At 70.4% G+C, this 22,582-nt stretch carries 24 protein-coding genes; 17 read left to right on the plus strand and 7 right to left on the minus strand.

The genetic code is table 11. From position 1 onward, the window contains the following. Positions 1-3: 3 nt before the first annotated feature. The gene (locus ACIBW9_RS26545) at positions 4-879 is read right to left on the minus strand and encodes an NAD(P)H-binding protein (protein ID WP_398959087.1); all 876 of its coding nucleotides are present in this window, start codon (positions 877-879) and stop codon (positions 4-6) included. Between the two features lie 176 nt (positions 880-1,055). Between ACIBW9_RS26545 and ACIBW9_RS26550 the strand changes: the two genes are divergently transcribed. Together ACIBW9_RS26550 and ACIBW9_RS26555 are read left to right on the plus strand one after the other, a co-directional pair. Further along, positions 1,056-1,919 (plus strand): LysR family transcriptional regulator, encoded by an 864-nt coding sequence (locus ACIBW9_RS26550; protein ID WP_398959088.1) that lies wholly within the window; start codon positions 1,056-1,058, stop codon positions 1,917-1,919. Beyond that, positions 1,916-2,287, plus strand: a complete 372-nt coding sequence (locus ACIBW9_RS26555) for a YciI family protein (protein WP_398959090.1) — start codon at positions 1,916-1,918, stop codon at positions 2,285-2,287. Before ACIBW9_RS26550 ends, ACIBW9_RS26555 begins: the two co-directional genes overlap by 4 nt. 140 nt (positions 2,288-2,427) lie before the next feature. On the opposite strand, the gene rhaI is transcribed toward ACIBW9_RS26555, so the two are convergent. Further along, the gene (gene rhaI / locus ACIBW9_RS26560) at positions 2,428-3,588 is read right to left on the minus strand and encodes an L-rhamnose isomerase (protein ID WP_398959093.1); all 1,161 of its coding nucleotides are present in this window, start codon (positions 3,586-3,588) and stop codon (positions 2,428-2,430) included. A 270-nt stretch (positions 3,589-3,858) separates the two neighbouring features. On the opposite strand from rhaI, the gene ACIBW9_RS26565 reads away from it, so the two are divergent. From ACIBW9_RS26565 to sigJ, 10 genes are all read left to right on the plus strand, one after another. Next, positions 3,859-5,376: a sugar ABC transporter ATP-binding protein gene (locus ACIBW9_RS26565; protein WP_398959095.1), complete on the plus strand. Its 1,518-nt coding sequence runs from the start codon at positions 3,859-3,861 to the stop codon at positions 5,374-5,376. Then, entirely contained in the window at positions 5,373-6,413 is a 1,041-nt protein-coding gene (locus tag ACIBW9_RS26570; RefSeq protein ID WP_398959097.1) for an ABC transporter permease, read from the plus strand. The genes ACIBW9_RS26565 and ACIBW9_RS26570 overlap by 4 nt, the downstream gene beginning before the upstream one ends. Further along, complete coding sequence (locus ACIBW9_RS26575; RefSeq protein ID WP_398959099.1) at positions 6,406-7,383, plus strand: ABC transporter permease; 978 nt, start codon at positions 6,406-6,408, stop codon at positions 7,381-7,383. The genes ACIBW9_RS26570 and ACIBW9_RS26575 overlap by 8 nt, the downstream gene beginning before the upstream one ends. A 125-nt stretch (positions 7,384-7,508) precedes the next feature. Next, entirely contained in the window at positions 7,509-8,588 is a 1,080-nt protein-coding gene (gene rhaS, locus ACIBW9_RS26580) for a rhamnose ABC transporter substrate-binding protein (RefSeq protein ID WP_398959101.1), read from the plus strand. A gap of 32 nt (positions 8,589-8,620) precedes the next feature. After that, positions 8,621-8,941: an L-rhamnose mutarotase gene (locus ACIBW9_RS26585; RefSeq protein WP_398959103.1), complete on the plus strand. Its 321-nt coding sequence runs from the start codon at positions 8,621-8,623 to the stop codon at positions 8,939-8,941. Positions 8,942-8,971: 30 nt separating this feature from the next. Then, the gene (locus tag ACIBW9_RS26590; protein ID WP_398959105.1) at positions 8,972-10,384 is read left to right on the plus strand and encodes a BNR repeat-containing protein; all 1,413 of its coding nucleotides are present in this window, start codon (positions 8,972-8,974) and stop codon (positions 10,382-10,384) included. Positions 10,385-10,463: 79 nt separating this feature from the next. Further along, positions 10,464-11,489, plus strand: coding sequence for a LacI family DNA-binding transcriptional regulator (locus tag ACIBW9_RS26595; protein WP_398959107.1), 1,026 nt, complete (start codon positions 10,464-10,466; stop codon positions 11,487-11,489). A 100-nt stretch (positions 11,490-11,589) separates the two neighbouring features. After that, positions 11,590-12,891: an alpha/beta fold hydrolase gene (locus tag ACIBW9_RS26600; RefSeq protein ID WP_398959109.1), complete on the plus strand. Its 1,302-nt coding sequence runs from the start codon at positions 11,590-11,592 to the stop codon at positions 12,889-12,891. A gap of 44 nt (positions 12,892-12,935) precedes the next feature. Further along, the gene (locus ACIBW9_RS26605) at positions 12,936-13,679 is read left to right on the plus strand and encodes a PIG-L deacetylase family protein (RefSeq protein ID WP_398959111.1); all 744 of its coding nucleotides are present in this window, start codon (positions 12,936-12,938) and stop codon (positions 13,677-13,679) included. Positions 13,680-13,713: 34 nt separating this feature from the next. Beyond that, on the plus strand, positions 13,714-14,604 hold the full coding sequence (gene sigJ, locus ACIBW9_RS26610) for an RNA polymerase sigma factor SigJ (RefSeq protein ID WP_398959685.1): 891 nt from the start codon (positions 13,714-13,716) through the stop codon (positions 14,602-14,604). A 3-nt stretch (positions 14,605-14,607) separates the two neighbouring features. Here sigJ and ACIBW9_RS26615 read toward each other — a convergent pair whose 3' ends face one another. Beyond that, a complete protein-coding gene (locus ACIBW9_RS26615; RefSeq protein ID WP_398959114.1) occupies positions 14,608-14,808 on the minus strand; it encodes a DUF5999 family protein in 201 nt (66 codons plus the stop codon). 231 nt (positions 14,809-15,039) lie between these two features. On the opposite strand from ACIBW9_RS26615, the gene ACIBW9_RS26620 reads away from it, so the two are divergent. Then, positions 15,040-15,585 (plus strand): GIY-YIG nuclease family protein, encoded by a 546-nt coding sequence (locus tag ACIBW9_RS26620; protein WP_398959116.1) that lies wholly within the window; start codon positions 15,040-15,042, stop codon positions 15,583-15,585. Here ACIBW9_RS26620 and ACIBW9_RS26625 read toward each other — a convergent pair. Next, a complete protein-coding gene (locus ACIBW9_RS26625) occupies positions 15,580-16,122 on the minus strand; it encodes a hypothetical protein (protein WP_398959117.1) in 543 nt (180 codons plus the stop codon). The two genes, ACIBW9_RS26620 and ACIBW9_RS26625, sit on opposite strands and share 6 nt — an antisense overlap. Before the next feature lie 20 nt (positions 16,123-16,142). On the opposite strand from ACIBW9_RS26625, the gene ACIBW9_RS26630 reads away from it, so the two are divergent. After that, the gene (locus tag ACIBW9_RS26630; protein ID WP_398959119.1) at positions 16,143-16,922 is read left to right on the plus strand and encodes a phosphotransferase enzyme family protein; all 780 of its coding nucleotides are present in this window, start codon (positions 16,143-16,145) and stop codon (positions 16,920-16,922) included. Between the two features lie 13 nt (positions 16,923-16,935). On the opposite strand, the gene ACIBW9_RS26635 is transcribed toward ACIBW9_RS26630, so the two are convergent. Next, positions 16,936-17,364 carry a pyridoxamine 5'-phosphate oxidase family protein gene (locus ACIBW9_RS26635; RefSeq protein ID WP_398959121.1) on the minus strand — a complete coding sequence of 143 codons (429 nt, stop codon included), beginning with the start codon at positions 17,362-17,364 and terminating at the stop codon, positions 16,936-16,938. A 60-nt stretch (positions 17,365-17,424) separates the two neighbouring features. On the opposite strand from ACIBW9_RS26635, the gene ACIBW9_RS26640 reads away from it, so the two are divergent. Next, on the plus strand, positions 17,425-18,255 hold the full coding sequence (locus tag ACIBW9_RS26640; RefSeq protein ID WP_398959123.1) for a pentapeptide repeat-containing protein: 831 nt from the start codon (positions 17,425-17,427) through the stop codon (positions 18,253-18,255). Here the strand turns inward: ACIBW9_RS26640 and ACIBW9_RS26645 are convergent. Continuing rightward, positions 18,217-19,761, minus strand: coding sequence for a cytochrome P450 (locus tag ACIBW9_RS26645; protein ID WP_398959125.1), 1,545 nt, complete (start codon positions 19,759-19,761; stop codon positions 18,217-18,219). The two genes, ACIBW9_RS26640 and ACIBW9_RS26645, sit on opposite strands and share 39 nt — an antisense overlap. Positions 19,762-19,891: 130 nt before the next feature. Between ACIBW9_RS26645 and ACIBW9_RS26650 the strand changes: the two genes are divergently transcribed. Together ACIBW9_RS26650 and ACIBW9_RS26655 are read left to right on the plus strand one after the other, a co-directional pair. Further along, positions 19,892-20,500, plus strand: a complete 609-nt coding sequence (locus ACIBW9_RS26650; protein ID WP_398959127.1) for a TetR/AcrR family transcriptional regulator — start codon at positions 19,892-19,894, stop codon at positions 20,498-20,500. A gap of 83 nt (positions 20,501-20,583) precedes the next feature. Further along, positions 20,584-21,309 carry a DUF2470 domain-containing protein gene (locus tag ACIBW9_RS26655; protein WP_398959129.1) on the plus strand — a complete coding sequence of 242 codons (726 nt, stop codon included), beginning with the start codon at positions 20,584-20,586 and terminating at the stop codon, positions 21,307-21,309. On the opposite strand, the gene ACIBW9_RS26660 is transcribed toward ACIBW9_RS26655, so the two are convergent. Beyond that, positions 21,277-22,518: a lactonase family protein gene (locus tag ACIBW9_RS26660; protein ID WP_398959131.1), complete on the minus strand. Its 1,242-nt coding sequence runs from the start codon at positions 22,516-22,518 to the stop codon at positions 21,277-21,279. The two genes, ACIBW9_RS26655 and ACIBW9_RS26660, sit on opposite strands and share 33 nt — an antisense overlap. Positions 22,519-22,582: the final 64 nt, after the last annotated feature.

Consider the following 22,582-nt stretch of genomic DNA (forward strand, 5'->3'; position numbering starts at 1 on the left):
TGCTCAGGCCAGGACCGCCGGCCTGAGCACCTCCTCGCACCACTGGCGGAACGTGGTCGGGCTGGGGGAGGCGAGGCGGTGGTCCTCGTCGTAGGCGCCCTTGATCTGGGCCACGGCCATGTCGACCAGTCCCCGCGCCCATGCCTCGCTCGCGCCGTGCTCCAGCATCGTCGCCCGGTACGTGTCGAGGGGCAGCTGCTGATAGCGGACGGGCCGCTCGAGCACCTCGGAGAGGACCTGTGCCATGCCGTCGGGGGAGAGGGCGTCGGGGCTGACCACGGGTACACCCCCCTGACCGCTCCACGACCGGTCGAGCAGGAGTTCCGTGGCCTTGGCCGCGATGTCCCGGGTGGCGACGGACGCGACGACGCGGTCGCCGGGCTGCGGCCAGTAGAACGCGCCCTGGTCCTTGATCGCGGCCACCTGCCACAGCAGGTTCTCCATGAACGCCGGCGGCTGCAACGCCCGGAAGTGCACACCGCTGTCCATGATCATCCGGTCCTTGGTCAGCGAGGCCGACAACTGCCCGGCGTTCTTCTCGACTCCGCGCCCCATGGTCGACACGGCGACGACCCGCTTCACACCCCGGTCGCCGATCGCCTGACAGGCCGCCCGCGTGTAGTCGACGTAGTGGCCTTCGACGCTCTCCGCGCGCGGGTCCGGCGGCACCACCCAGAACACCGCCTCCGCGCCCGCGAAGGCCTCCATGACGACGCCGAGGTCGCGATGCGACCCCTGGACGACCTCGACGCGCTCGCGTACCTCCGCGGGCAGTCGGGAGGGCTCGCGCGCGATCACCCGGACCGGCTCCTCAGCGGCGAGGAGACCGTCGACGACCTGGCGGCCGATCTGACCGGTGGGCGTAGTGATGACAAGCATGGAAAAGCTCCAAAAGGGTTCACGGGAAGGCCGGTCGGCCCCCTCGGTCGCCGGCCGGGGCTGGTCGGACCGGGGGACCGCGTGCTTCGATCCTGCGGTGCACCCCTGCGAGACGGAAGGACCGAAGGGATCCCGCTTGTTACCCTCTGGGTAATACCGAACGGAGGTGCCGGATCGTGGAATCCCGATCACTGCGCTACTTCGTCGCCGTGGCCGAAGAACTCAACTTCGCCCGCGCCGCCGAACGGCTGGGCATCTCCGCCCCGCCCCTCTCCCGCGCCATCCGCAAACTGGAGACCGACCTGGGCGTCACCCTCTTCGAGCGCACCACCCACAGCGTCGAACTGACCCCCGCCGGCACGGTCCTGCTCGGGGAGGCCCGGATCGCGCTCGACGCCCTGCAGGCGGCCGGACGACGGGCCCAGCGCGCGGCCGCCCAGGACGCGAAACTCGTCCTGGCCCTCAAGGCCGACGGCGACGGCGGCCTGCTGGAACCCATCCTCGCCCGTTACGCGACCGAGCCCGCCGCCCTTCCCGTCACGCTTCGCCTGTCCGGCTGGGGCGACCAGGCCCGTCTGCTGCGCCAGGGCGAGGCGGACGCCGCCCTGATCTACGAACCCTTCGACCACACCGGCCTGGACAGCGAAACGATCACCGTCGAACGCCGCCTGGCCGCCCTCCCGGCCACCCACCCCCTGGCCGCCCGCGACCACGTCACCCTCGCCGACCTGGCCATCCCGGGAGTCGAGTCCGGCCCCCTCGACGGCCTGGCCCGCTACCTGGACATGATCGTCGAGCGCCATGGCATCGCCGACCTGCCCCAACTGCTCACCCTCGTCGAACTCGGCGAGATCGTCACCCTGCTGCCCGAATCCGTCACCACCCGCTACCCGCGCCCAGGCCTCGCCTACCGCGAGGTCCCGGACGCCCCGCCGGCCACCCTGTCGATCGCCTGGCCCCAGCAGTCCTGCTCGACGGCCACCGCCGCACTGGTCCGGGCGGCCGCGTCCGTGGTCCCGCCTGTCGAGGCGGCTGCATGAAGTACCTGGTCCTGATGTACGCCGATCCCGCGGCGACCGAAGCGATGACCGCCGCCGAACGCGCGGAGGTCTTCCGCCGACACGAGGCCCTCCACCAGGACCTGGAAGGCACCGGCGAGATGCTGAACGGAGCCGGTCTTGCCTTCCCCCGCGACACGAAGACCATCCGGTGGGAAGGCGACGGGGTGCCCCCGACCACGACGGACGGCCCGCTCATGGACACCACCGACCACATGACCGCGTACTACGTGATCGACTGCGCCACCCCGGAACGAGCACGGGAGATCGCCGCACGCGTCCTGGACTTCCATGTCGTGGCGGTAGAGCTGAGACCAGTCCACGACTCGTTCGGCATGGGACCAACCTGACCGCACAAGCTCACATGCGGATCAGCGCCCCTTTGGGGGCGCGGGGCTGTATCGATGTGCGGCTCCGTCGCGTGGGCGCGACCAGCGCGTCGGGCCCGCGGCCTGCAGACATCAAGGTCCCGGCAGACGAGTTGCAGTGTTCAGGCTCCCCATCCGGCTTGTTGTCCGCCGACTCGTTGCTCGACGATTTTTTCGGCCCATCCGGAGCGGTGGTAGGCGCCGATGGGGTCGGCATCGAGTCCCATTTCCTGGCGGACTTCGGCGAGCAGGGGCCGTACGTCGGTGTTGTAGGCGTCCATGAGCACGGCGTTGGCTTCGAGGACGTCACCCGCCCGCTGAGCCGCCTCCAACGCCTCCGCGTCCACGAGCAGTGCTTTGGCGGTGGCTTCCTGGACGTTCATGACGGAGCGGATGATGGCGGGGATCTTGGCTTCGATGTTGTGGCACTGGTCCAGCATGAAGGCGACCTGAGGGGTGTAGCCGCCGCCGCGGACGACTTCGTACATGATGCGGAAGAGCTGGAAGGGGTCGGCGGCGCCGACCATGAGGTCGTCGTCGGCGTAGAAGCGTGAGTTGAAGTCGAACCCGCCGAGTTTGTTCTCGCGCAGCAGGGTGGTGACGATGAACTCGATGTTGGTGCCGGGTGCGTGGTGCCCGGTGTCCACGACGACCTGTGCCTTCTCGCCCAGCTTGAGGCAGTGGGCGTAGGCGGTGCCCCAGTCGGGCACGTCGGTGGCATAGAAGGCGGGTTCGAAGAACTTGTACTCCAGCAGCATCCGCTGCCCGTTGCCGAGCCGCGCATACACCTCGGCGAGTCCCTCCGCGAGCCGGTCCTGGCGGGCGCGGAGGTCGTCCTGTCCGGGGTAGTTCGTGCCGTCGGCGAACCACAGCTTCAGGTCCCTGGATCCGGTGGCGTCCATGATGTCGACGCACTCCAGCAGGTGATCGACCGCCTTGCGGCGCACCGCCGCATCCGGGTGGCAGATGCTGCCCAGCTTGTAGTCGTCGTCCTGGAACGTGTTGGAGTTGATCGCACCCAGCTTCACGCCCTGGTCCTCGGCGTACTTCGCCAGGGCACCGTAGTCGTCCACCTTGTCCCATGGAATGTGCAGCGCGACCGTCGGCGCCACGCCGGTCACGGCGTGCACCTGCGCCGCATCGGCCAGCTTCTCCTGCGGCGTACGGGGAACGCCCTGCTGCGCGAACACCTTGAACCGGGTCCCCGAGTTCCCGTACGCCCACGACGGCGTCTCGACTGCCTGGGTCTTCAGCGCGGCCTTCACCGCGGCGAGCTCGGTCACTGCAGGGCTCCTGTGACGTCTGGCCGTAAGGGCAGATGGATGAATCGATTCAGAAGGGGAAGCTTAAAGCTCCCCGCAGGGGTGTCAAGCGTTCCAGCAGAGGCTGTTGCCCGTGGCCTCGCCGTTACCTCTGGCTCTGGAAGGGGCCTCGAAATTTTTTCGAGGCCCACCCATTGACGTGACATGACCGACGCGCCTAACGTCCCGGCAACCAAGTTGAAACCTTTCACGACGTCGTGAGCCCTTGTCGGCGTCGTCGAGGAGCCCCTGATGACCCACCCGTCCGACACGGGTCCGGCCCCGGTGCTGGCGCTCGAGGACATCTCGAAGTCCTTCGGCGCGGTGCGCGCCCTGCGGGACGTTTCCCTGGAGTTGTTCCCCGGCGAGGTGCACGCACTCGCCGGAGAGAACGGCGCGGGCAAGTCGACCCTGATCAAGACCCTTGCCGGTGTGCACCGCCCCGATGCCGGCCGGGTGCTGCTCGACAGTGAGCCCGTCGTCTTCCACGGGCCCGGCGACGCCCGCGACGCCGGCATCGCCGTCATCTACCAGGAGCCCACGCTCTTTCCCGACGTTTCGATCGCCGAGAACATCTTCATGGGCCGCCAGCCCCGGCGCGCCCTCGGCCGTATCGACCACAGGGCGACCCACGCGGCGACCCTGGCCCTGATGCGGCGTCTCGGCGTGGAACTCGACCCCGACCGCCCGGCCCGCGGCCTGTCCATCGCCGACCAGCAGATCGTCGAGATCGCCAAGGCCCTGTCCTTCGAGGCCCGCGTCCTGATCATGGACGAGCCGACGGCCGCCCTCACCGGCAGCGAGGTGGCCCGCCTCTTCGGCGTCGTGCGCACCCTGCGCGAACAGGGCGCCGCCGTGTTGTTCATCTCGCACCGGCTGGAGGAGATCTTCGAGATCTGCCAGCGGGTCACCACCCTGCGCGACGGCGCCTGGATCTCCAGCGAGCCGATCGAGGGCATGACCGAGGACGACCTCGTACGTCGCATGGTCGGCCGCGACCTCGACGAGCTGTACCCCAAGCAGGACGTCAAGCCCGGCCAAGTCGCCCTGAGCGTACGGCGGTTGACCCGCGAGGGCGTCTTCACCGACGTCTCCTTCGAGGTGCGGCACGGCGAGATCGTCGGCCTCGCCGGCCTCGTCGGCGCCGGACGCACGGAGGTCGCCCGAGCCGTCTTCGGCATCGACCGCTGGGACGCCGGCGAGGTCGAGGTCCAGGGGCGCAAGCTCACCAACGGCGCCCCCTCCACCGCCATGGCCGCCGGGCTCGCCCTCGTCCCCGAGGACCGGCGCGCCCAGGGCCTGGTGATGGACATGTCCATCGAGCGCAACATCGGCCTCACCGGTCTGCGCACCACCGTCCGGGCGGGCCTCGTCGACCGCGGCGCCGAACGCAGCCGGTCCCTCGACTGGGCCGTCAAGCTGCAAGTGAAGTACGCCAGGATCGCCGACACGGTCAACACCCTGTCCGGTGGCAATCAGCAGAAGGTGGTCCTCGCCAAGTGGCTCGCCACCGGTCCGAGGGTGCTGATCGTCGACGAGCCCACCCGGGGCATCGACGTCGGCACCAAGGCCGAGGTGCACCGGCTGCTGAGCGAGCTGGCCGCCGACGGCGTGGCCGTGCTGATGATCTCCTCCGACCTGCCCGAGATCCTCGGCATGGCCGACCGCGTGCTCGTGATGCACGAGGGCCGCCTGACCGCCGAGATCCCACGCGCCGAAGCCACCGAGGAAACCGTGATGGCCGCAGCCACCGGGAGGGCCGCCGGATGACGGTGACCACTCCGAACGAAGCCCCCGTCGCCGAGGTGCCCAGGTCCAGCGGCACCCGGCTCGTCGACCGCGTCTTCAAGATGCGCGAACTCGCCATCCTGGTCGTCTTCCTGGTGATGATCGCCGTCACCCAGGCGGGCAACAGCCAGTTCCTGTCCGAGCAGGGCATCAAGGACCTGCTGCTGAACGCGACCATCCTGGTGCTGGTCGCCACCGGCCAGTCCCTGGTGGTGATCACGAGGAACGTCGACCTGTCGGTCGGTTCCACGCTCGGCATCGCGGCCTTCGCCGCCGGTGACTATCTGCACGGCGGCGGCAACTCGCTCGTCGCCGTCCTGCTGGCGGTGCTGCTGGGCGTGGGCCTCGGCCTGCTCAACGGCCTGCTCGTCAGCCTCGGCCAGGTGCCCGCCCTGGTCGTCACCCTCGGCACGCTCTACATCATCCGAGGCGTCGACTCCATCTGGGTCGGCTCCCGCCAGATCACTGCGGCCGACCTGCCGGGCGGTTTCGTGGACTTCGGCTCCGGCGGGCTCTCCGCCGTGCCCTGGCTGGCGCTGATCGCCCTTGCGGTGCTGGTGGCGACGGCGTACTACCTGAAGCACTTCGGCAGCGGGCGCGAGCTGTACGCCCTCGGCTCCAACCCGGAGGCCGCCAGGCTCGCCGGTATCCCCGTCCGCAAGCGGATCCTGGCCGCGTACACCTTCTGCGGCGGCCTCGCCGGTCTCGCGGGCGCCATGTATCTGGCCCGGTTCGGCAACGTCGACTCCGGGACCGGCACCGGCTACGAACTCACCGTCGTCAGCGCGGTCGTGGTCGGCGGCGTCGTCTTCACCGGCGGCTCCGGCAGTGTCTACGGGGCCGCGCTCGGCGCCCTGCTGCTGACCTCCGTCAACAGCGTGCTGCCCGCCCTCGGCGTCAGCTCCGTGTGGGTGCTCGCCATCAACGGCATCCTGCTCATCCTCGCCATCGCGGTCGACCGGGTCGTCGCGCTGCGCGTGGCCTCCGCCCTGAAGAAGAGGAACGCCCGCCATGCCTGAGTCACTGACGCGCGCGGTCCGCTGGGACACGGTCGTCGGCGCGCTCCTGCTCGTCCTGCTGCTGATGTCGTTCGGCACGGTCGACGGGTTCGGGAACGCCCTGAACCTGTCGTTCCTGATCGGCAACACCCTGCCGATCGCCCTGATCGCCCTGCCCATGACGCTGCTGGTCGTCTCCGGCGAGATCGACCTGTCCGTCGCCTCGACGGCCGGCCTCTCGGGCGCCGTGATGGGCAAGCTGTGGAACGACGGCATGGCCATCGAGACGATCATCCCGCTGTGCCTGCTGCTCGGCGTGGTGTGCGGCCTGGTCAACGGGCTGCTCGTCACCCGGCTCGGGCTGCCCTCGCTCGCCGTCACCATCGGCACCCTCGCCGCCTACCGGGGCATCGCACAGATCGTGCTCGGCTCCGACGCGGTGACCGACTTCCCCACCCAGTACCTGGACTTCGCGGCCGGACGCATCGGGAACACCTTCGTCCCGCAGGCCTTTCTGCCCTTCCTGGTGCTGCTCGCCATCGCAGTGGTCGTCCTGCACGCCACCCCGTTCGGACGCTCCCTGTTCGCGATCGGTGCGAACGAGGAGGCGGCGCGGTTCGCCGGCATCCGCGTCAAGCGGTACAAGCTGACCCTGTTCACGGTGACGGGGCTGATGGCCTCCCTCACCGGCATTTTCTGGGCGCTGCACTACGCCAGCGCCCGGTATGACAACGCCACCGGTCTCGAACTCTCCGTCGTCGCCGCCGTGCTGCTCGGCGGCATCGACTTCGACGGCGGCAAGGGCACGCTCGGCGGAGCCGTCGCCGGGGTGTTTCTGCTCGGGGCGCTGCAGAACGTGATGAGTCTGCTCAATGTTTCCGCGCAGTCGCAGATCGTTGTGACCGGTGTGTTGCTGGTGGTGTCCGTGTTGGGACCGCGGGTTGCTCGCCAGATCTCCATAGCGAGGGCAGCTACTCGCTCCGCTGGATAAGCCGTTTGCCGACCGCGGGCCGGATGTGGCTGGTCGCGCCCGCGCGGCAGCGCCGCAAATTCAATACAGTCCCGCGCCCCTTTGGGGCGCGTCTGGCTCACCCTCGTATCAAAGGACCCCATGCCATGCGCAACTCATCCCTCCGCCGTGCCTGTGCGGCGCTCGCCGCCGGAACCTCTCTCGCTCTCGCGCTGACCGCCTGTGGCGGTACCACCAAGAACAACTCCAAGAGCGACGACGCGGCGGCCACCTCGACCGCCAAGGCCGACCCCGGCGCCGCCCTCAAGAAGGGCCTGACCGTCGGCTTCCTGCCCAAGCAGGTCAACAACCCGTACTTCACCTCTGCCGACAAGGGCGGCGAGCAGGCCCTCACCGAGCTGGGCAGCAAGTACAAGGAGGTCGGCCCCTCCAGCGCCACCGACACCGCCGGCCAGGTCTCCTACGTCAACACGCTCACCCAGCAGCAGGTCAACGCGATGGCCGTGTCCGCGCAGGACCCGGGCGCCCTGTGCACCGCGCTCAAGCAGGCCATGAAGAACAACATCAAGGTCGTCACCTACGACTCCGACACCAAGCCCGACTGCCGCAACGCCTTCGTCTCGCAGGCCTCCGCCGAGGACCTCGGCCGTACCGAGGTGCAGCTGCTCGCCCAGCAGATCGGCTACAAGGGCGAGATCGCGATCCTGTCCGCCGCGCAGACCGCGACGAACCAGAACGTGTGGATCGACTTCATGAAGAAGGAGCTGGCGGACCCGAAGTACAAGAACATCAAGCTGGTCAAGGTCGCCTACGGCAACGACGACGCACAGCAGTCCTTCCAGCAGACCCAGGGCCTGCTCCAGCAGTACCCGAACCTGAAGGGGATCATCTCCCCGACCACCGTGGGCATCAAGGCGGCCGCCCAGTACCTGTCCGGCTCCAAGTACAAGGGCAAGGTCAAGCTGACCGGCCTCGGCACCCCCAACGACATGCGCAAGTACGTCAAGAACGGCACCGTCGAGGGCTTCGAGCTGTGGGACCCGGCCAAGCTGGGCGACCTGGCCGCCCGTACCGCCGTCGCGCTGGCCTCCGGTCAGATCACCGGCAAGGAGGGCGAGACCTTCAAGGCCGGCTCCACCACCTACACCATCGGCAAGGACGGCGTGATCACCCTCGGCAAGCCGACCGTGTTCAACGCCAAGAACATCGACCAGTTCAACTTCTGAGCCCCTTCCACCCCCGCGGGAGCTGGTACCTCATGCAGCGCGTCTGTTTCCTCCTCAAGGTCCGCGAGGACCGGCTCGCCGAGTACCGCGAACGCCACGCCGCCGTGTGGCCGGAGATGCTCGAAGCGCTCTCCGCCACCGGCTGGCACAACTACTCCCTCTTCCTGCGCGACGACGGTCTGCTCGTCGGCTACCTGGAGACCGAGGACTTCGACGCCGCGATCACCGGCATGGAGGCCACCGAGGTCAACGCCCGCTGGCAGGCCGAGATGGCGCCGCTCTTCGAGTCGCTGGACGGCGCCCGGCCCGACGAGGCCATGAAACCGCTCACCGAGGTCTTTCACCTCGCCTGACATCTCCCCTCGCCCCTGCTGGAGCCGCTCATGAGAAGACGTACCGTGCTCGCGACCGCCATACTTGCGGCCGTGGCAACGCCGGGCATCGCACGGGCCGCCGATCCCGGCCCCTCCGTCACCAAGAAGGGCACCACCCAACTCGACGCGACGGCCGTCTTCTTCGTCTCCTACGACGGCCTGGTCAACAACAACTCGTTCCAGAAGAACGGCCTGTTGACCTACAAGGGCTACCAGTACGCCGCCTGGTACACGTCCACCGGCAACGCCGTGGTCGGCCGCCGCGTGCTCGGCGGGAGCAGCTGGTCGACCGTGACGCTGCCCCACGTCCTCAAGACCAGCGACTCCCACAACGTCATCTCCATGGGCGTCTCCAAGGTCGACGGCCGTCTGCACCTGACCATGGACTCCCACAGCGACGGCTACTTCTACGTGAAGTCGATCGCCGGACTCCTCGACAACCCGGCGACCACGGCCTGGACCTCGTCCGTCTTCGGCGCGGTGCAGACCTCGCTCGACGGCCTCGCACTCACCTCCCAGTTCACCTACCCGCAGTTCATCTCGACCCCCGAGGGCAAGCTCCAGCTCAGCTACCGGGTCGGGATCTCCGGCAACGGACGCAACGCCCTTGCCGAGTACGACGGTTCGACGTGGACGGCCCTCGGGGAGTGGTCCAGCTCCACTGGCACGTACACCAGCTCCCACGGCTCCTCGACGGCCCGGAACATGTATCTGCACGGCATCGACTACGACGCGGGCGGCCGCCTGCACTCCTTCTTCACCTGGCGCGAGCAGAACGCCGCCGTGATGTGCAACAGCGGCGGCATCACCAACCACGACACCGGCTACGTCTACTCCACCGACCGCGGCCGCACCTGGCGCAACGACGCGGGCACCGTCGTAGCCACCACCGGCAGCTCCGACACGGTGGCCGTCACCGACGGCGGACTGGTCGTCGACTCGCTCAACCCGGACCACTCGCTGATGAACCAGGAGAGCCAGTTCACCGACTCCTCCGGCCTCCCGCACGCCATCATCAGCTACGTCCCCGGCCGCTTCGGGCAGTGCACCACGAACTACGTCGCCGACCGCACCGCCAACGGCCGCGCCTTCCACCTCCGCAAGAACTCCTCCGGCACCTGGCAGAAGACCGAGATCCCCGTCGCGCTCGATTCCAGCCAGCGCACCAAGCTGATCCTGGACAAGTACGACAACGCCTACGCGGTCTTCCCCTTCGGCCGGATCGCCGCCGCCTCGAAGGCCTCCGGATACACGGACTGGACGCTGCTGTACGACGGCAGCGAACTGAACGCCTTCGGCGAGGTCGTGATCGACGAGCTGCGGGTCAGGGCGGACAACGTCCTGTCGTTCATGTACCAGGAGAAGTCGAGCGGTACGACCCCCTCGGCACTCCACGTCGTCGACTTCGCACTGCCCGTGTGACCGGGCCTGATGCGTCGGACGATGACGGTAATGTGAAGGTCTTCCGGCCGAATCACGTCCCCCTGGAGGTCCCTGCCCGATGAGCCAGTCGGTGGGTATCAAGGACGTCGCCCGCGCCGCCGGAGTCTCCGTCGGCACGGTGTCGAACGTGATCAACCGTCCGGACACGGTCGCCACGGAGACCCGGGCCCGGGTGCTGTCCGCGATCGACCGGCTCGGCTATGTCCGCAGCGAGTCCGCGCGCCAGCTGCGCGCGGGCCGCAGCCGGATCATGGGACTGCTCGTCCTGGACATGGGCAACCCGTTCTTCGTGGACGTCGCGCGCGGCGCCGAGCGTGCCGCACGCGACGCCGGGCTCGGCGTCATGGTCTGCAACAGCGCCCAGAGCGCGGGCGAGGAAGCCGAGTACCTCTCCCTCTTCGCCGAGCAGCGGGTGCGCGGCGTGCTGCTGACCCCCGCCGACGCGACCGGCCGCAACATCGAGACCTTCCGGCGGCACAACATCCCCTTCGTCCTCGTCGACCGGGTCGCCGAGGGCACCACCGAGTGCTCCGTCTCCGTCGACGACGTGGCGGGCGGCGCCCTGGCCGTGCGCCACCTCGTCGACGCCGGGCACCGCACCATCGCCTACGTCAGCGGCCCGCCGGGCCTCAACCAGGTCCGCGACCGGCGCACGGGCGCCCTGAACGCCCTCGCCGAGGCCGGCCTCGGCCCCGAGTGTCTGCGCGAGCTGCCCACCGAGCGTCTCGACGTGGCCGCGGGCCGGGACGCCGGGGCCCGCCTGCTCGGCCTCGTCGACCGCCCCACCGCCGTCTTCTGCGCCAACGACCTCCTCGCCCTGGGCGTCCTGCAGGCCATGTACGCAGCCGGCATAACGGTCCCCGACGACCTGGCCATCGTCGGCTACGACGACATCGAGTTCGCCGCCGCCGCGGCCGTCCCGCTCACCTCGGTACGCCAGCCCGCCGTCACCATGGGCGCCCTCGCCGCCGAGCTGCTGCTGGAGGAGACGGAGACGGAGACCGCGACCAAGCGGCACGAGCACCGGCGTGTCGTGCTCCAGCCGGAGCTCGTCGTACGACGCTCCAGCCTGTCCGCCCGCTGATCGCCCGGTCAGTAAGTTTCATGATCCGGGGGGTCGGCCGCCGCACGAACATGTGGTGAAGTGGGACGCGGTCCGAAACCCGTCCGTCCCTGGAGACCCGTTGACCGCCACCTACCGCCAGCCGGGCGTCGTCCTCACCGACCGCCACTTCACCGTACCCCTCGACCACGACGACCCGGCGGGGGAGACGATCGAGCTCTACGCCCGTGAGGTCGTCGCGAGCGACAAGGCCCAGCAGAACCTGCCCTGGCTCGTGTACCTCCAGGGCGGCCCCGGCTTCGGCGCGAACCGCTTCGTGGGCCGGCAGTCCTGGCTGGGCCGCGCCCTCAAGGAGTACCGCGTCCTCCTCCTCGACCAGCGCGGCACCGGCCACTCCACCCCCGCCAACCGCCAGACCCTCCCGCTGCGCGGCGGCCCCGCCCAACAGGCCGACTACCTGGCGCACTTCCGGGGCGACGCGATCGTCCGCGACTGCGAGGCCATCCGCCCCCAGGTCACCGGCGGCGCCCGATGGACGGTCCTCGGCCAGAGCTTCGGCGGCTTCTGCACCGTGAACTACCTCTCCAGCGCCCCCGAAGGCCTCACCGCGGCCGTGATCACCGGCGGCCTGCCCTCCCTGGACGCGCACGCCGACGACGTCTACCGCGCCGCCTACCCCCGCATCGAACACAAGGTCGCCGCCCACTACGCCCGCTACCCGCAGGACGTCGAGCGCGCCCGCCGTATCGCCGACCACCTCCTCACCCACGAGGTCACCCTCCCGAACGGCTACCGCCTCACCGTCGAGGCCTTCCAGTCCCTCGGCATCGTCCTCGGCGGCAGCGAGGGCAGCCACCGCCTGCACTACCTCCTGGAACACGCCTTCGTCCGCACCCCGCACGGCCAGGCCCTCTCCGACCCATTCCAGGAACAGACCCAAGGCCTCCTCTCCTACGCGAGCCACCCCCTCTACGCCCTCGTCCACGAGGCGATCTACGGCCAGGACGAACGCCCCACCGCCTGGTCCGCCGAACGCGTCCGCGCCGAGTTCCCGCAGTTCGACGCCGCGAAGACCCTCGCCGGCGACAGCCCGCTGCTGTTCACCGGCGAGTCCGTCCACCCCTGGACGTTCGACTGCGACCCGGCGCTGCGCCCGCTGCGCGAGACCGCCGACCTGCTCGCCGCCCGCACCGACTGGCCGCCCCTCTACGACCCCGCCCGCCTCGCCGCCAACGAGGTCCCGGTCGCGGCGGCGATCTACCACGACGACATGTACGTCGACACCACCCACGCCCTGGAGACGGCGCGCACCATCCGTGGCCTGCGGACCTGGGTGACCGACGAGTTCGAGCACGACGGCGTACGGGCCGGAGGGACCCGGGTGCTGGACCGGCTGCTGGCGCTGACCCGTGACGAGGCGTGAGATTCACCGGCAGTGATGTCGGCGTCACGCACTAGTCTTCGACCATGACCGAGCCGAAGATCACCGAGTTGCAGCCCATGCCCGCCGACTGGCAGCGCGCGCTGGCCGTCGTCGCGCACCCGGACGACCTCGAGTACGGGTGCTCGGCGGCCGTCGCCGTCTGGACCGACGAGGGCCGTGAGGTCGTCTACGTCCTGGCCACGCGCGGTGAGGCGGGCATCGACACGCTGGAGCCCGCGAAGTGCGGGCCGCTGCGCGAGCGCGAGCAGCGGGCGAGCGCGGCGGTGGTGGGGGTGACACAGGTGGAGTTCCTCGACCACCAGGACGGCGTGATCGAGTACGGCACCGCGTTGCGTCGCGACATCGCCGCCGCGATCCGCCGCCACCGGCCCGAGCTGGTGATCACCCTCAACCACCGGGACACCTGGGGCGGGGTCGCCTGGAACACTCCGGACCATGTCGCGGTCGGCCGTGCCGTGCTCGACGCGGCGGGCGACGCCGGCAACCGCTGGATCTTCCCCGAGCTCGTCGAACAGGGCCTGGAGCCCTGGAACGGCGTCCGCTGGGTCGCCGTCGCAGGCTCCGCCTCGCCCACGCACGCGGCGGACGCCTCGGCCGGGCTGGAGCGCGCGGTGCACTCGCTGCTCGAACACCGCAGCTACATCCAGGCGTTGACCGACGAGGACCCGGAGACCTACGCCCGCGGATTCCTGACGGCGAACGCCACGGCGGCAGGGGAGCGGTTCGGGGGCCGGCCGGCGGTGGCGTTCGAGGTCTTCAGCCGATAGGCACAGCCGAACACACGGATACATGGGGGAGCACATGAACGGCACGGACGCACTGGCCGACCGGTTCGAGGAACACCGGGGCCATCTGAAGGCGGTCGCCTACCGCATGCTCGGTTCGGTCGCCGAGGCGGAGGACGCCGTCCAGGAGAGCTGGCTGAAGCTGAGCCGCTCCGACGCGGACGCGATCGAGAACCTTGGCGGCTGGCTGACCACCGTGGTCGGACGGGTCTGCCTCGACATGCTGCGCTCCCGGGCCTCGCGTCGCGAGGACCCCATCGACGAGACGTTCGTGCCCGATCCCGTGATCAGGCCCCTGTCGCAGATCGACCCCGAGCAGGAGGTCCTGCAGGCCGACTCGGTGGGGCTGGCGCTGCTGGTGGTGCTGGAGACCCTGGAGCCCGCCGAGCGGCTGGCATTCGTGCTGCACGACATGTTCGCCGTGCCGTTCGACGACATCGCGCCGATCGTGGAGCGCAGTTCGGCGGCCACCAGACAGCTCGCGAGCCGGGCCCGGCGCCGGGTCCGCGGTGCCACACCGTCCTCGGAACCCGACCTCGGCAGACAGCGGCAGGTCGTCGACGCCTTCATGGCGGCCGCCCGAGCCGGTGACTTCGAGGCGCTGGTCGCGGTCCTGCATCCCGACGTGGTGCTGCGGGCCGACTCCGGTGCACTGGTCGCGGGCGCCGCCGCCTCCAAGACGGTGCGCGGCGCGAAGCCGGTGGCCGAACAGGCGCTGCTGTTCCGGCAGTTCGCGCAGTTCGCGCGGGTGGTGCTGGTCAACGGGGAGATCGGTGTCGTCAACGCGCCCGAGGGACGCCCGCTGTCGGTCATGGGCGTCACCGTCGCCGACGGCCGGATCGTGGCCCTGCACATCCTGGCGGACCCGCAGCGGCTCGCCCGTCTGGACCTCGGCGCGTTCGGCTGAGAGTCAGGCGGCCACGGCCAGCGGACGCAGGGGGCGGTGCGGGTCCACGATCCGCCCGTCCGGCAGCAGTTCACCGGTGTCGTCGAACACGATCGTCCCGTTGCACAGCAGGTTCCAGCCCTGTTCGGGATGGGCCGACACGATCACGGCGCTGTGGTGGTCCGGGCTGTCTGCGGTGGGGCACGGTGGCCGGTGACTGCACATGATCCTTCTCCTCTGTCCGTCTGGCTCCCGCCTGAAGTGGGCTCGTATTTGTGATAGCCGAGCTTGTTTTCCGTTGAATGAGGAGACCCCCACAGCGCCGGAAACTCATCGGTGAGGTTCGGTTTCCCGCGGGTCCTTTTCGGCGGGATCCGCAGCGGAGTCACTGTCAGACCCGTGTGGCAGCGTGGGACATGGACAAACGGTGCCCGCCGAGCCGAAGGGGGCGGCGTCATGGCCGACGTCGATTCGCAGTTCCTGCGTGGGCTGTTCGACGAGGAGGGCAGCCTGCACACCGCGGGCCGCACAGCGCTGTACCGGCTGTACGGCCTGGAAGGCCTGCTGTACGTCGGCATCTCAGTCTCCCCGCTCACTCGTGTGCGCACGCACCTGCGGGAGCAGCCATGGGCTTCGGAGATCGTCGGGATACGGATCGAGTACCCGGTCGACGCGGAGGCAGCCGAACGCGAGGCCGTCTGGACCGAACGCCCCAGGTACAACGTGATCTTCAACGGCGAGTCCCCACCCGCCCCTCCCGACCGGGGAGCCCGCCTCAGGACCGAACTCGCCCTCGAACGAAGGCGATTGGAGGAACTCGAGTCGACCGTGCCCGAGTCGTCGGCTCATCTGCGGCTCATGACCCGCGGCATCAAGGCGAAGCAGGCGAAGATCGCGAAGCTGGTCGAGGACCTCGGGAACATGGAGCAGACCGAGAAGGTCGAGAACACCGTAGCGGCACGTCACCACGTCACGAACCGGGGCAAGGGGGTGGGATCATGACTGCCGCTCACCAAAGCCCTTTTCCGCAAGGACCACGGAAGCGACTCCACGCCCGACCTGCGCCAGCCCCACCAGCAGGTCGGCGCAGTCGATCAGTTGCGAGCCTGCCTGCTTGACGCGTGCTTCGGCCGGCGCTATCGCCTTGCGCGAGTACGGCGCCAAGCGATCCGCTCGGCCACCTGTGAGGCGCCCATGCTCAGCCGGTCGCCGACCGACCGGTGGACGGCCTCCGCCGACACGCCGGACTTCTGCAGCAGCCGGGTGGCGCTGTTCTTCCTCCGCGGTCAGCCCGCGCTGCCGCACCGCCCGCCGGGTCACCCCGAGGGCCGACCCGAAGTGCGTCCACGACACGCCGTGCATCCGGCAGTGCTCCACGTAGTCCTCGACCAAGTCCAGCGCCTGGAGCCGGCCGGATATGGCGGCGGCCGCGGTCCGCAGCGCCAGCCAGTCGGGCTGTTCCTGGTCACCGGGGCGGTGGGCGGTCGCGCAGGTGCGGTCCACTTCGGCGATGAGGCCGTCCAGGCCGGGAAGAGTCATGAGGAGTCGAGGAGAGGTCAGTGCACGACGACGAACAGCCGCTGTCCGGCGGGAACGTCAGCGATGGCGTCGTCCGCATCGGTGACACCGTCCGCCGGCCCGCCGGGCCCTGGACGCCCGCGGTGCACGCTCTGCTCACGCACCTGCACGAGGCCGGATTCCGTGCGGCCCCGCGCCCCCTCGGGATCGACGACCAGGGGCGCGCGGTGCTGACCTTCGTGCCGGGCGGCGTGATCTGGCCCGACCGGTTCGCCCTGGTGGAGTCGACAGCGGGGCTGGTCCGCGTGGCCCGGCTGATCCGGGACTTCCACGACGCCGTGAGGGCCTTCACGCCGCCGGCCGACGCCCGCTGGCAGGTGCTCGTTCCCGCGGAGGGCGCCGACATCATCGCCCACCAGGACCTGGCGCCATGGAACCTCGTGGTCGGCGGCGAGGAGGAGTGGGCCTTCATCGACTGGGACACGGCCGCCCCCGGCTCCCGCCTCTGGGACGTCTCCTACGCCGTCCGCGGCTTCGTGCCGCTGTCCGCTCATCCCGAGTGGCAGAGCCCCGACGCCGCGGCCCGGCTGCGCCTCTTCGCCGACGTCTACGGACTCGACGAGACCGAACGGCGCGCCCTCGTACCGATGCTGGGCCGCCGCACCCGAGCCATGCACGACTTCCTCAGAGAGCAGTCGGACCGGGGGAATCAGCCGTGGGCCAGGCTCTGGGCGGAGGGCCACGGGGACGCGTGGCGTGGGGATGCCGAATACATCGAAGAGCGGCAGGAGCAGTGGGAGCGAGCGCTGCTGTCCGGATGACGACAGGGGCCCGTCATCCGACGGTGCCCAGATCCGCGGCGAACCAGTGTTCCGGTCGCATGCGCACCACGACGTGATCGGCGAGTTCGGCCTCCGCGAAGGACACGAACTCGTCGAGTGCCGCCCCCGACAGGTAGCGCCCGGCCATCTCACGGTGAAGGGCGCTGTTTCCCTCGGCCACCTCGGCTACCGGCCCTTCGACCGAGACGTACCGCGTCGTCGGCTCCGTGCGCTGGACCATCAGACTGAAGCGGCCCGCCGCCCTGATCAGGGTCATCTTCCGGGAGTCTGCGCCGGTGAGGATCCACGGCAGACCGCCGCGCTCGTAGGCGTACCAGATCGGCACCACCAACGGCCCGCGGTCGTCACCGGCGGCGACGCCCAGCGCGGCCACCTGCGGCTCAGCAAGGAAGCCTTCCCGTTCTTCGCGTGAAAGCGCCATACGACGACTGTACGTACGGCCACCGACAGCGCCCCGCGGCATCCCGTTAGGCTGGGCGTCATGCCAGATCAGACAGCCGACCGGGCCGAGCTGCGCGGCGACTGCGAGCGTTGCTTCGGTCTCTGCTGTGTCGCCCTGCCCTTCGCCGCCTCCGCCGACTTCGCGATCGACAAGAAGGCCGGCACCCCCTGCCGCAACCTGCGGGAGGACCACCGCTGCGGCATCCACGCCCGGCTGCGGCAGCAGGGCTTCAGCGGCTGCACGGTCTACGACTGCTTCGGCGCGGGCCAGAAGGTCTCGCAGGTCACCTTCGGCGGACAGGACTGGCGCACCACCTCGCGGGCGGACGCCCGGCGCATGTTCGATGTGTTCCCGGTCGTACGGCAGCTGCACGAACTGCTCTGGTACCTCACCGAAGCACTCGCCCTGCCCCCGGCGCGCCCCGTCCACGCCGAGCTGCGCCGCGCCCTGCAGAAAACCGAGGAGCTCACCCGCCAGAACCCCGAGCAGCTGGCCGCGTTGGACGTGGGGGCGCACCGGCAGGACGTCAACGTGCTCCTGCTGAAGACCAGCGAGCTGGTACGGGCCGGTGCCCGCGGCCGCAAGAAGGACCGCCGCGGCGCCGACCTGATGGGCGCCCGCCTCAAGGGCGCCGACCTGTGCGGTGCCAACCTCCGCGGCGCCTACCTCATAGCCGCCGACCTGACCGGAGCCGACCTGCGCGGCGCGGACATGATCGGCGCCGACCTGCGCGACGCCGATCTCAGCGACGCCGACCTGACCGGCGCCTTCTTCCTCACCCAGCCCCAGCTCAACGCCGCCCGCGGCAGCGCCGGCACCCGGCTGCCGGACTCACTCACCCGCCCCGTGCACTGGACAGCGCAGCTCTGACGGGGCCTCCTCGACGACCGGCGCGGCCGCGGTGGCCGCGGTGGCCGGGCGCCGCTCCAGATGCAGCCGCAGCCCCTCCGGCATCAGGGTGAGCCGCTCGGTCACCCGCAGCCGGTAGTCGGGGTCGGGCCGCAGGTCGTAGCGGCGCAGCAGCAGACCGAGTACCAGCGTGGCCTCGTGCAGCGCGAACTGCCGCCCGATGCACGCCCGTGCCCCCGTCCCGAACGGCTTGAAGGTGTGCGGGGCCCGGGACCGTACGGCCTTCGGGTCGAAGCGGTCCGGGTCGAACCGCTCGGCGTCGCTGCCCCACACCTCCGGGTCGCGGTGCAGCATCGCGGTGAGGACCAGCGCCCAGGCCCCGCGCCGCATCGGATGGTCCCCGGCCAGCAGCGTGTCCTCGCGGGCCTCCCGGGCGAAGGCCGGCGCCGTCGGCCACAGCCGCAGCGCCTCGTCCAGCACCCGCCGCACATACCGCAGCTTGGCCACCTGGTCGTAGCCGGGCACCGCCGCATCGCCCCAGACGGCGTCCACCTCGGCCCTGGCGCGGGCCGCGATCTCGGGGTGCCGGGAGAGGTAGTGCAGGGCGAAGGAGAGCGCGCCCGAGGTCGTCTCGTGGCCGGCCACCAGGAAGGTGATGACCTGGCGGCGCACGTTCTCGGCGGACAGCCGCTCCCCGGTCTCGGGGTGGGCCGTCTCCAGCATCCGGTCCAGCAGATCCCCGTCGCCGCCCTCGCCGGATGCGCGGCGGGCCCGGACCAGGTCGTCGACCGTGCGGTTGAGATACGCGATGTCGGCCTCGTTGCGGCGCGAGGCGCTCCGCAGCAGGAAGGGCGCCAGCGGCGAGGGCACCGTGTTCAGGCGCTGGGCGTAGGTCAGTGTGCCCACCATCGCGGTCACGAACGGATGCAGCCGGGGCCGCTCGAAGGAACCGAAGTCGTGCCCGAAGCCGGTGCGCGCGATCGTCTCCAGCGTCAGCTTGGTCATGTCACCGGGCACGTCCACCGCCCGGCCCGCCGCCAGCTCGCGGTCCCAGTGGTCGGTGAGCCGCTCGGCCACCGCCAGCATCATCGGGTGGTAGCCCTCCATCGCCTCCCGGCTGAAGCCCGGGGCGAGGACGTCGTGCGCCAGCTGCCAGTTCGGCTCGTGGTTGTACGCCGTGAACAGCGCGTCCCCGACGACCGGCCGCAGATTGGCGACCCCGAGGCCGACGTGCTTGGCGAAGCGCGACTCGTCCGCCATGTCGGCGGCCGGCTCGGCACCCCACACGAACACGAACTCCTTGCCGAACGCCTTGCGCCGGAAGATCGGCCCGAGCTGCCGTGCGTAGCGCATGGAGTCCTGGACGGGCGCGCGCCGGTCGGCGCCGAGCACATCGCCGAGCAGGGGGAGGCGGTGCGGGGGATGCGGAATGCGGTGCAGCTCGGGCCAGCCCTTTTCGGCGCCCCGGAACCCCTTGGGAAGGGTGGCCTCGGTCGCCGGTCCGGCCCCCGACGTCGTCTCCGCCATGACGCGTTCTCCCTTGAATCAGCGGCAGGTTGAGCTGGCGTACAACTGTTTCGCGCCTCTGTTGTACGTGGATTCAATAGCGGTTTCAGTCTGGTCCCGCTGTTGAACCGGCGTCAAGTAAAGTGCGGGCATGGCCGCGAACCAGAGCGAGCGCACGCGTCGCCGGCTCAGTACCGAGGAGCGCCGGGAGCAGCTGCTCGCGGTGGGGGCGCGGCTGTTCTCGGAGAGTCCGTACGACGAGGTGTGGATCGAGCAGGTCGCCGAGATCGCCGGCGTCTCGCGCGGACTGCTGTACCACTACTTCCCGACCAAGCGGGACTTCTTCGCCGCGGTCGTCGAGCGGCAGAGCGAACGGATGCTGCAGATGACGGCCGCCGTGCCCGGGGTCCCCGCGCGCGAGCAACTCGCAGCCGGACTCGACATCTTCCTGGAGTACGTGCACACCCATGCGCACGGCTTCCGCGCCTTCCATCGCGCGGACGCGGCGGGGGACCAGGCCATCCGCCGGGTCTACCAGCGGGCACTGGCCGCGCAGGAGCGGCAGATCCTGGCCACGCTCGCCGCCGACCCCGAACTCGGCCCGGTCGCGCAGCAGCGCCCCGACCTCAAGCTGGCGGTCCGCGGCTGGCTGGCCTTCACCACGGCCGTCTGTCTGGAGTGGCTGCGGGGTTCGGAGCTGACCCGGGAGCAGGTGCGCGACCTGTGCGCCCGGGCCTTGCTGGGAGTCATCGCCCCCTGAGGTGAACCACTTCGGCCGCCCCGTGGTTGGCGTACACCCTGATCTTCGATAGGTTAGGCAAGGCTTACCTAAGGAGGTTTGGGATGGGTGACAGCCCCAACTGGACGGCCGCGCCTGCCGCGGCCGAACGGGCCAGGTCGGTACTGGCCACCGCCTGGTCCTGCGCGGTGACCGCGGACGGCTGCCGCGAGGAGTTCGTCGGCGCGCACCGCGTGGACGAGGACGGTCGGGTGCTGCTGCACGTGCCCGAGGACAGCGCCCTGCTCGCGGCCGCGATCTGCGCACCCCGCGGAGAGCCCCATGCCGTGCTGGAGTTCGCCGACGTCGCACCCGTCCCGGTACGCCACCGCATCCGGGCCCGGCTCTGGCTCGCCGGGTACTTCCTCCCCGAGGATGGCCACCTGGCGCTCCGGCCCACCCGGGTCGTGCTGCGGCAGTCGTCCGGCGCAGTGGTCGTCGACCTGGACGAGTTCGCCGCCGCCGGGCCCGACCCGCTCGCCCTCGCCGAGGCGCACCTGCTGACCCACCTCGCCGACTGCCATCCCGACGCCGTCGAGCGGCTCACCCGGCTCGTCGACCACGCCAGTCTGCACGGCGCGGTCCGCGTCCAGCCCGTCGCCGTCGACCGGCACGGACTGACCCTGCGCATCGAGCGCAACCGCGCCCACGGCGACGTACGACTGCCCTTCCACGCGCCCGCCGACGACGTCGGACAGCTCACCGAACGCATGCGCGTCCTGCTCGCGCAGGCCACTGCCGCCTCCTGCCCGCGTGCCCTACAGCGGCAGCGCGCAGACGGCGACGGGTGAGACGAACGGCTCGCCCGCGAGCCGCAGGTCACCGCCCTTGCCGTCCACGTGGAAGACGCTGACCGTGCCGGACTTCTGGTTCGCAGCGAACAGCAGGCGCCCGTCCGGTGAGAAGGCGATCTGGCGCGGGAAGTCACCTGAGACCGGCACCGTGCCGAGCAGCCGCAGCCGGGCGCCGTCCGCCTCGACGGCGTAGCGCGCGAGGCTGTTGTCGCCGCGGTTGGCGAGATAGGCGTAGGAGCCGTCGGCGGTCACCAGGATCTGCGCCGGGTAGTTGGTGCCGGGGCCCGAGCCCGTGGACTGCGGCTCGCCGATCGTCAGCCGTCCGGTGGCGGCCTCGTACGCGCAGACCGCGACCGTGTTGTCGACCTCGTTGGCCAGATACGCGTACCGTCCGCCGGGGTGGAAGGTGAGGTGGCGCGGACCGGCGCCTGGCCGGGTGTGTGCCTGCGCGACCTCGGTGAGGGTCCCACGGCGCTCGTCCAGACGATATGTGTAGACGGTGTCCGTGCCCAGGTCGACGGCGAGCACATGACCGCCGTCGGGGCTGGTGATGAACTGGTGCGCGTGCGGGCCCTGCTGGCCCGGTCCGGGTGCCGGGGTCGAGTGCGTGACCACGTCCGTGCGCTCGACCAGTGCGCCCGACTTGTCGATCGGGTGCACGGCCACGCTGCCCGAGGTGTAGTTGGCGCTCAGCAGCCAGCGGCCGCTGGGGTGCACGGAGAGGTGGCAGGGCCCCGCCCCGCCGGTGCTGCGCGAGCCCAGGATCCTTCGGTCGGCCAGGCGTACGGCGGTCACGGCGCCGTCGTCGTGCTCGTTCACCGTGTACAGCGTGCGGCGGTCCGGGTGGAGCGCGAGATACGACGGGTTGACGATGCCCCTCAGGGTTCCGGTGCCGGTGACGCGGCCGGAGGTGGGGTCGTACGTGGCGAGGCCGACGCCCGTGCCGCCGCCCTCGACCGTGGTGTAGGTGCCGATGTAGAGCGGCTGGGGGCCGGAGTGCTTCTCGGCCGGGTGCGAGGCGCTGGGCTGGGCCGACGGCTGCTCGGCAGCGGGCGCCGCCCGGTCGGGGTCCGTGGGGGTGTGGGCGGCCGCTTCCCTGGGCGGCGCGGGTGCCGGCAGAGCCGTCACCGCGGCCGCTCCGGCGAGCGCGCCGACGAGGCGGCGCCTGCTCCAGCCGCCGCCCGCCGCTCCTGTCCCACTGCCCATGTCCACACCTCAGGTGGTCGCTCGCCTCGTTCGTGACAAGCCACCATGACCCGTGCCGGCAGGC

The sequence above is a fragment of the Streptomyces sp. NPDC049541 genome, assembly GCF_044465725.1.
Classification (GTDB): Bacteria; Actinomycetota; Actinomycetes; order Streptomycetales; family Streptomycetaceae; genus Streptomyces.

Bases quoted from the DNA above. Each gene is read 5' to 3' on its own strand.
- ACIBW9_RS26575 (WP_398959099.1), top strand. From the start codon at position 6,406: ATGCCTGAGTCACTGACGCGCGCGGTCCGCTGGGACACGGTCGTCGGC.
- ACIBW9_RS26590 (WP_398959105.1), top strand. From the start codon at position 8,972: ATGAGAAGACGTACCGTGCTCGCGACCGCCATACTTGCGGCCGTGGCA.
- ACIBW9_RS26605 (WP_398959111.1), top strand. From the start codon at position 12,936: ATGACCGAGCCGAAGATCACCGAGTTGCAGCCCATGCCCGCCGACTGG.
- ACIBW9_RS26545 (WP_398959087.1), bottom strand. From the start codon at position 879: ATGCTTGTCATCACTACGCCCACCGGTCAGATCGGCCGCCAGGTCGTC.
- ACIBW9_RS26650 (WP_398959127.1), top strand. From the start codon at position 19,892: ATGGCCGCGAACCAGAGCGAGCGCACGCGTCGCCGGCTCAGTACCGAG.
- ACIBW9_RS26585 (WP_398959103.1), top strand. From the start codon at position 8,621: ATGCAGCGCGTCTGTTTCCTCCTCAAGGTCCGCGAGGACCGGCTCGCC.
- ACIBW9_RS26555 (WP_398959090.1), top strand. From the start codon at position 1,916: ATGAAGTACCTGGTCCTGATGTACGCCGATCCCGCGGCGACCGAAGCG.
- rhaS (WP_398959101.1), top strand. From the start codon at position 7,509: ATGCGCAACTCATCCCTCCGCCGTGCCTGTGCGGCGCTCGCCGCCGGA.
- ACIBW9_RS26660 (WP_398959131.1), bottom strand. From the start codon at position 22,518: ATGGGCAGTGGGACAGGAGCGGCGGGCGGCGGCTGGAGCAGGCGCCGC.
- ACIBW9_RS26625 (WP_398959117.1), bottom strand. From the start codon at position 16,122: ATGACTCTTCCCGGCCTGGACGGCCTCATCGCCGAAGTGGACCGCACC.
- ACIBW9_RS26645 (WP_398959125.1), bottom strand. From the start codon at position 19,761: ATGGCGGAGACGACGTCGGGGGCCGGACCGGCGACCGAGGCCACCCTT.
- ACIBW9_RS26570 (WP_398959097.1), top strand. From the start codon at position 5,373: ATGACGGTGACCACTCCGAACGAAGCCCCCGTCGCCGAGGTGCCCAGG.
- ACIBW9_RS26565 (WP_398959095.1), top strand. From the start codon at position 3,859: ATGACCCACCCGTCCGACACGGGTCCGGCCCCGGTGCTGGCGCTCGAG.
- ACIBW9_RS26595 (WP_398959107.1), top strand. From the start codon at position 10,464: ATGAGCCAGTCGGTGGGTATCAAGGACGTCGCCCGCGCCGCCGGAGTC.
- sigJ (WP_398959685.1), top strand. From the start codon at position 13,714: ATGAACGGCACGGACGCACTGGCCGACCGGTTCGAGGAACACCGGGGC.
- ACIBW9_RS26620 (WP_398959116.1), top strand. From the start codon at position 15,040: ATGGCCGACGTCGATTCGCAGTTCCTGCGTGGGCTGTTCGACGAGGAG.
- ACIBW9_RS26635 (WP_398959121.1), bottom strand. From the start codon at position 17,364: ATGGCGCTTTCACGCGAAGAACGGGAAGGCTTCCTTGCTGAGCCGCAG.
- ACIBW9_RS26655 (WP_398959129.1), top strand. From the start codon at position 20,584: ATGGGTGACAGCCCCAACTGGACGGCCGCGCCTGCCGCGGCCGAACGG.
- ACIBW9_RS26615 (WP_398959114.1), bottom strand. From the start codon at position 14,808: ATGTGCAGTCACCGGCCACCGTGCCCCACCGCAGACAGCCCGGACCAC.
- ACIBW9_RS26640 (WP_398959123.1), top strand. From the start codon at position 17,425: ATGCCAGATCAGACAGCCGACCGGGCCGAGCTGCGCGGCGACTGCGAG.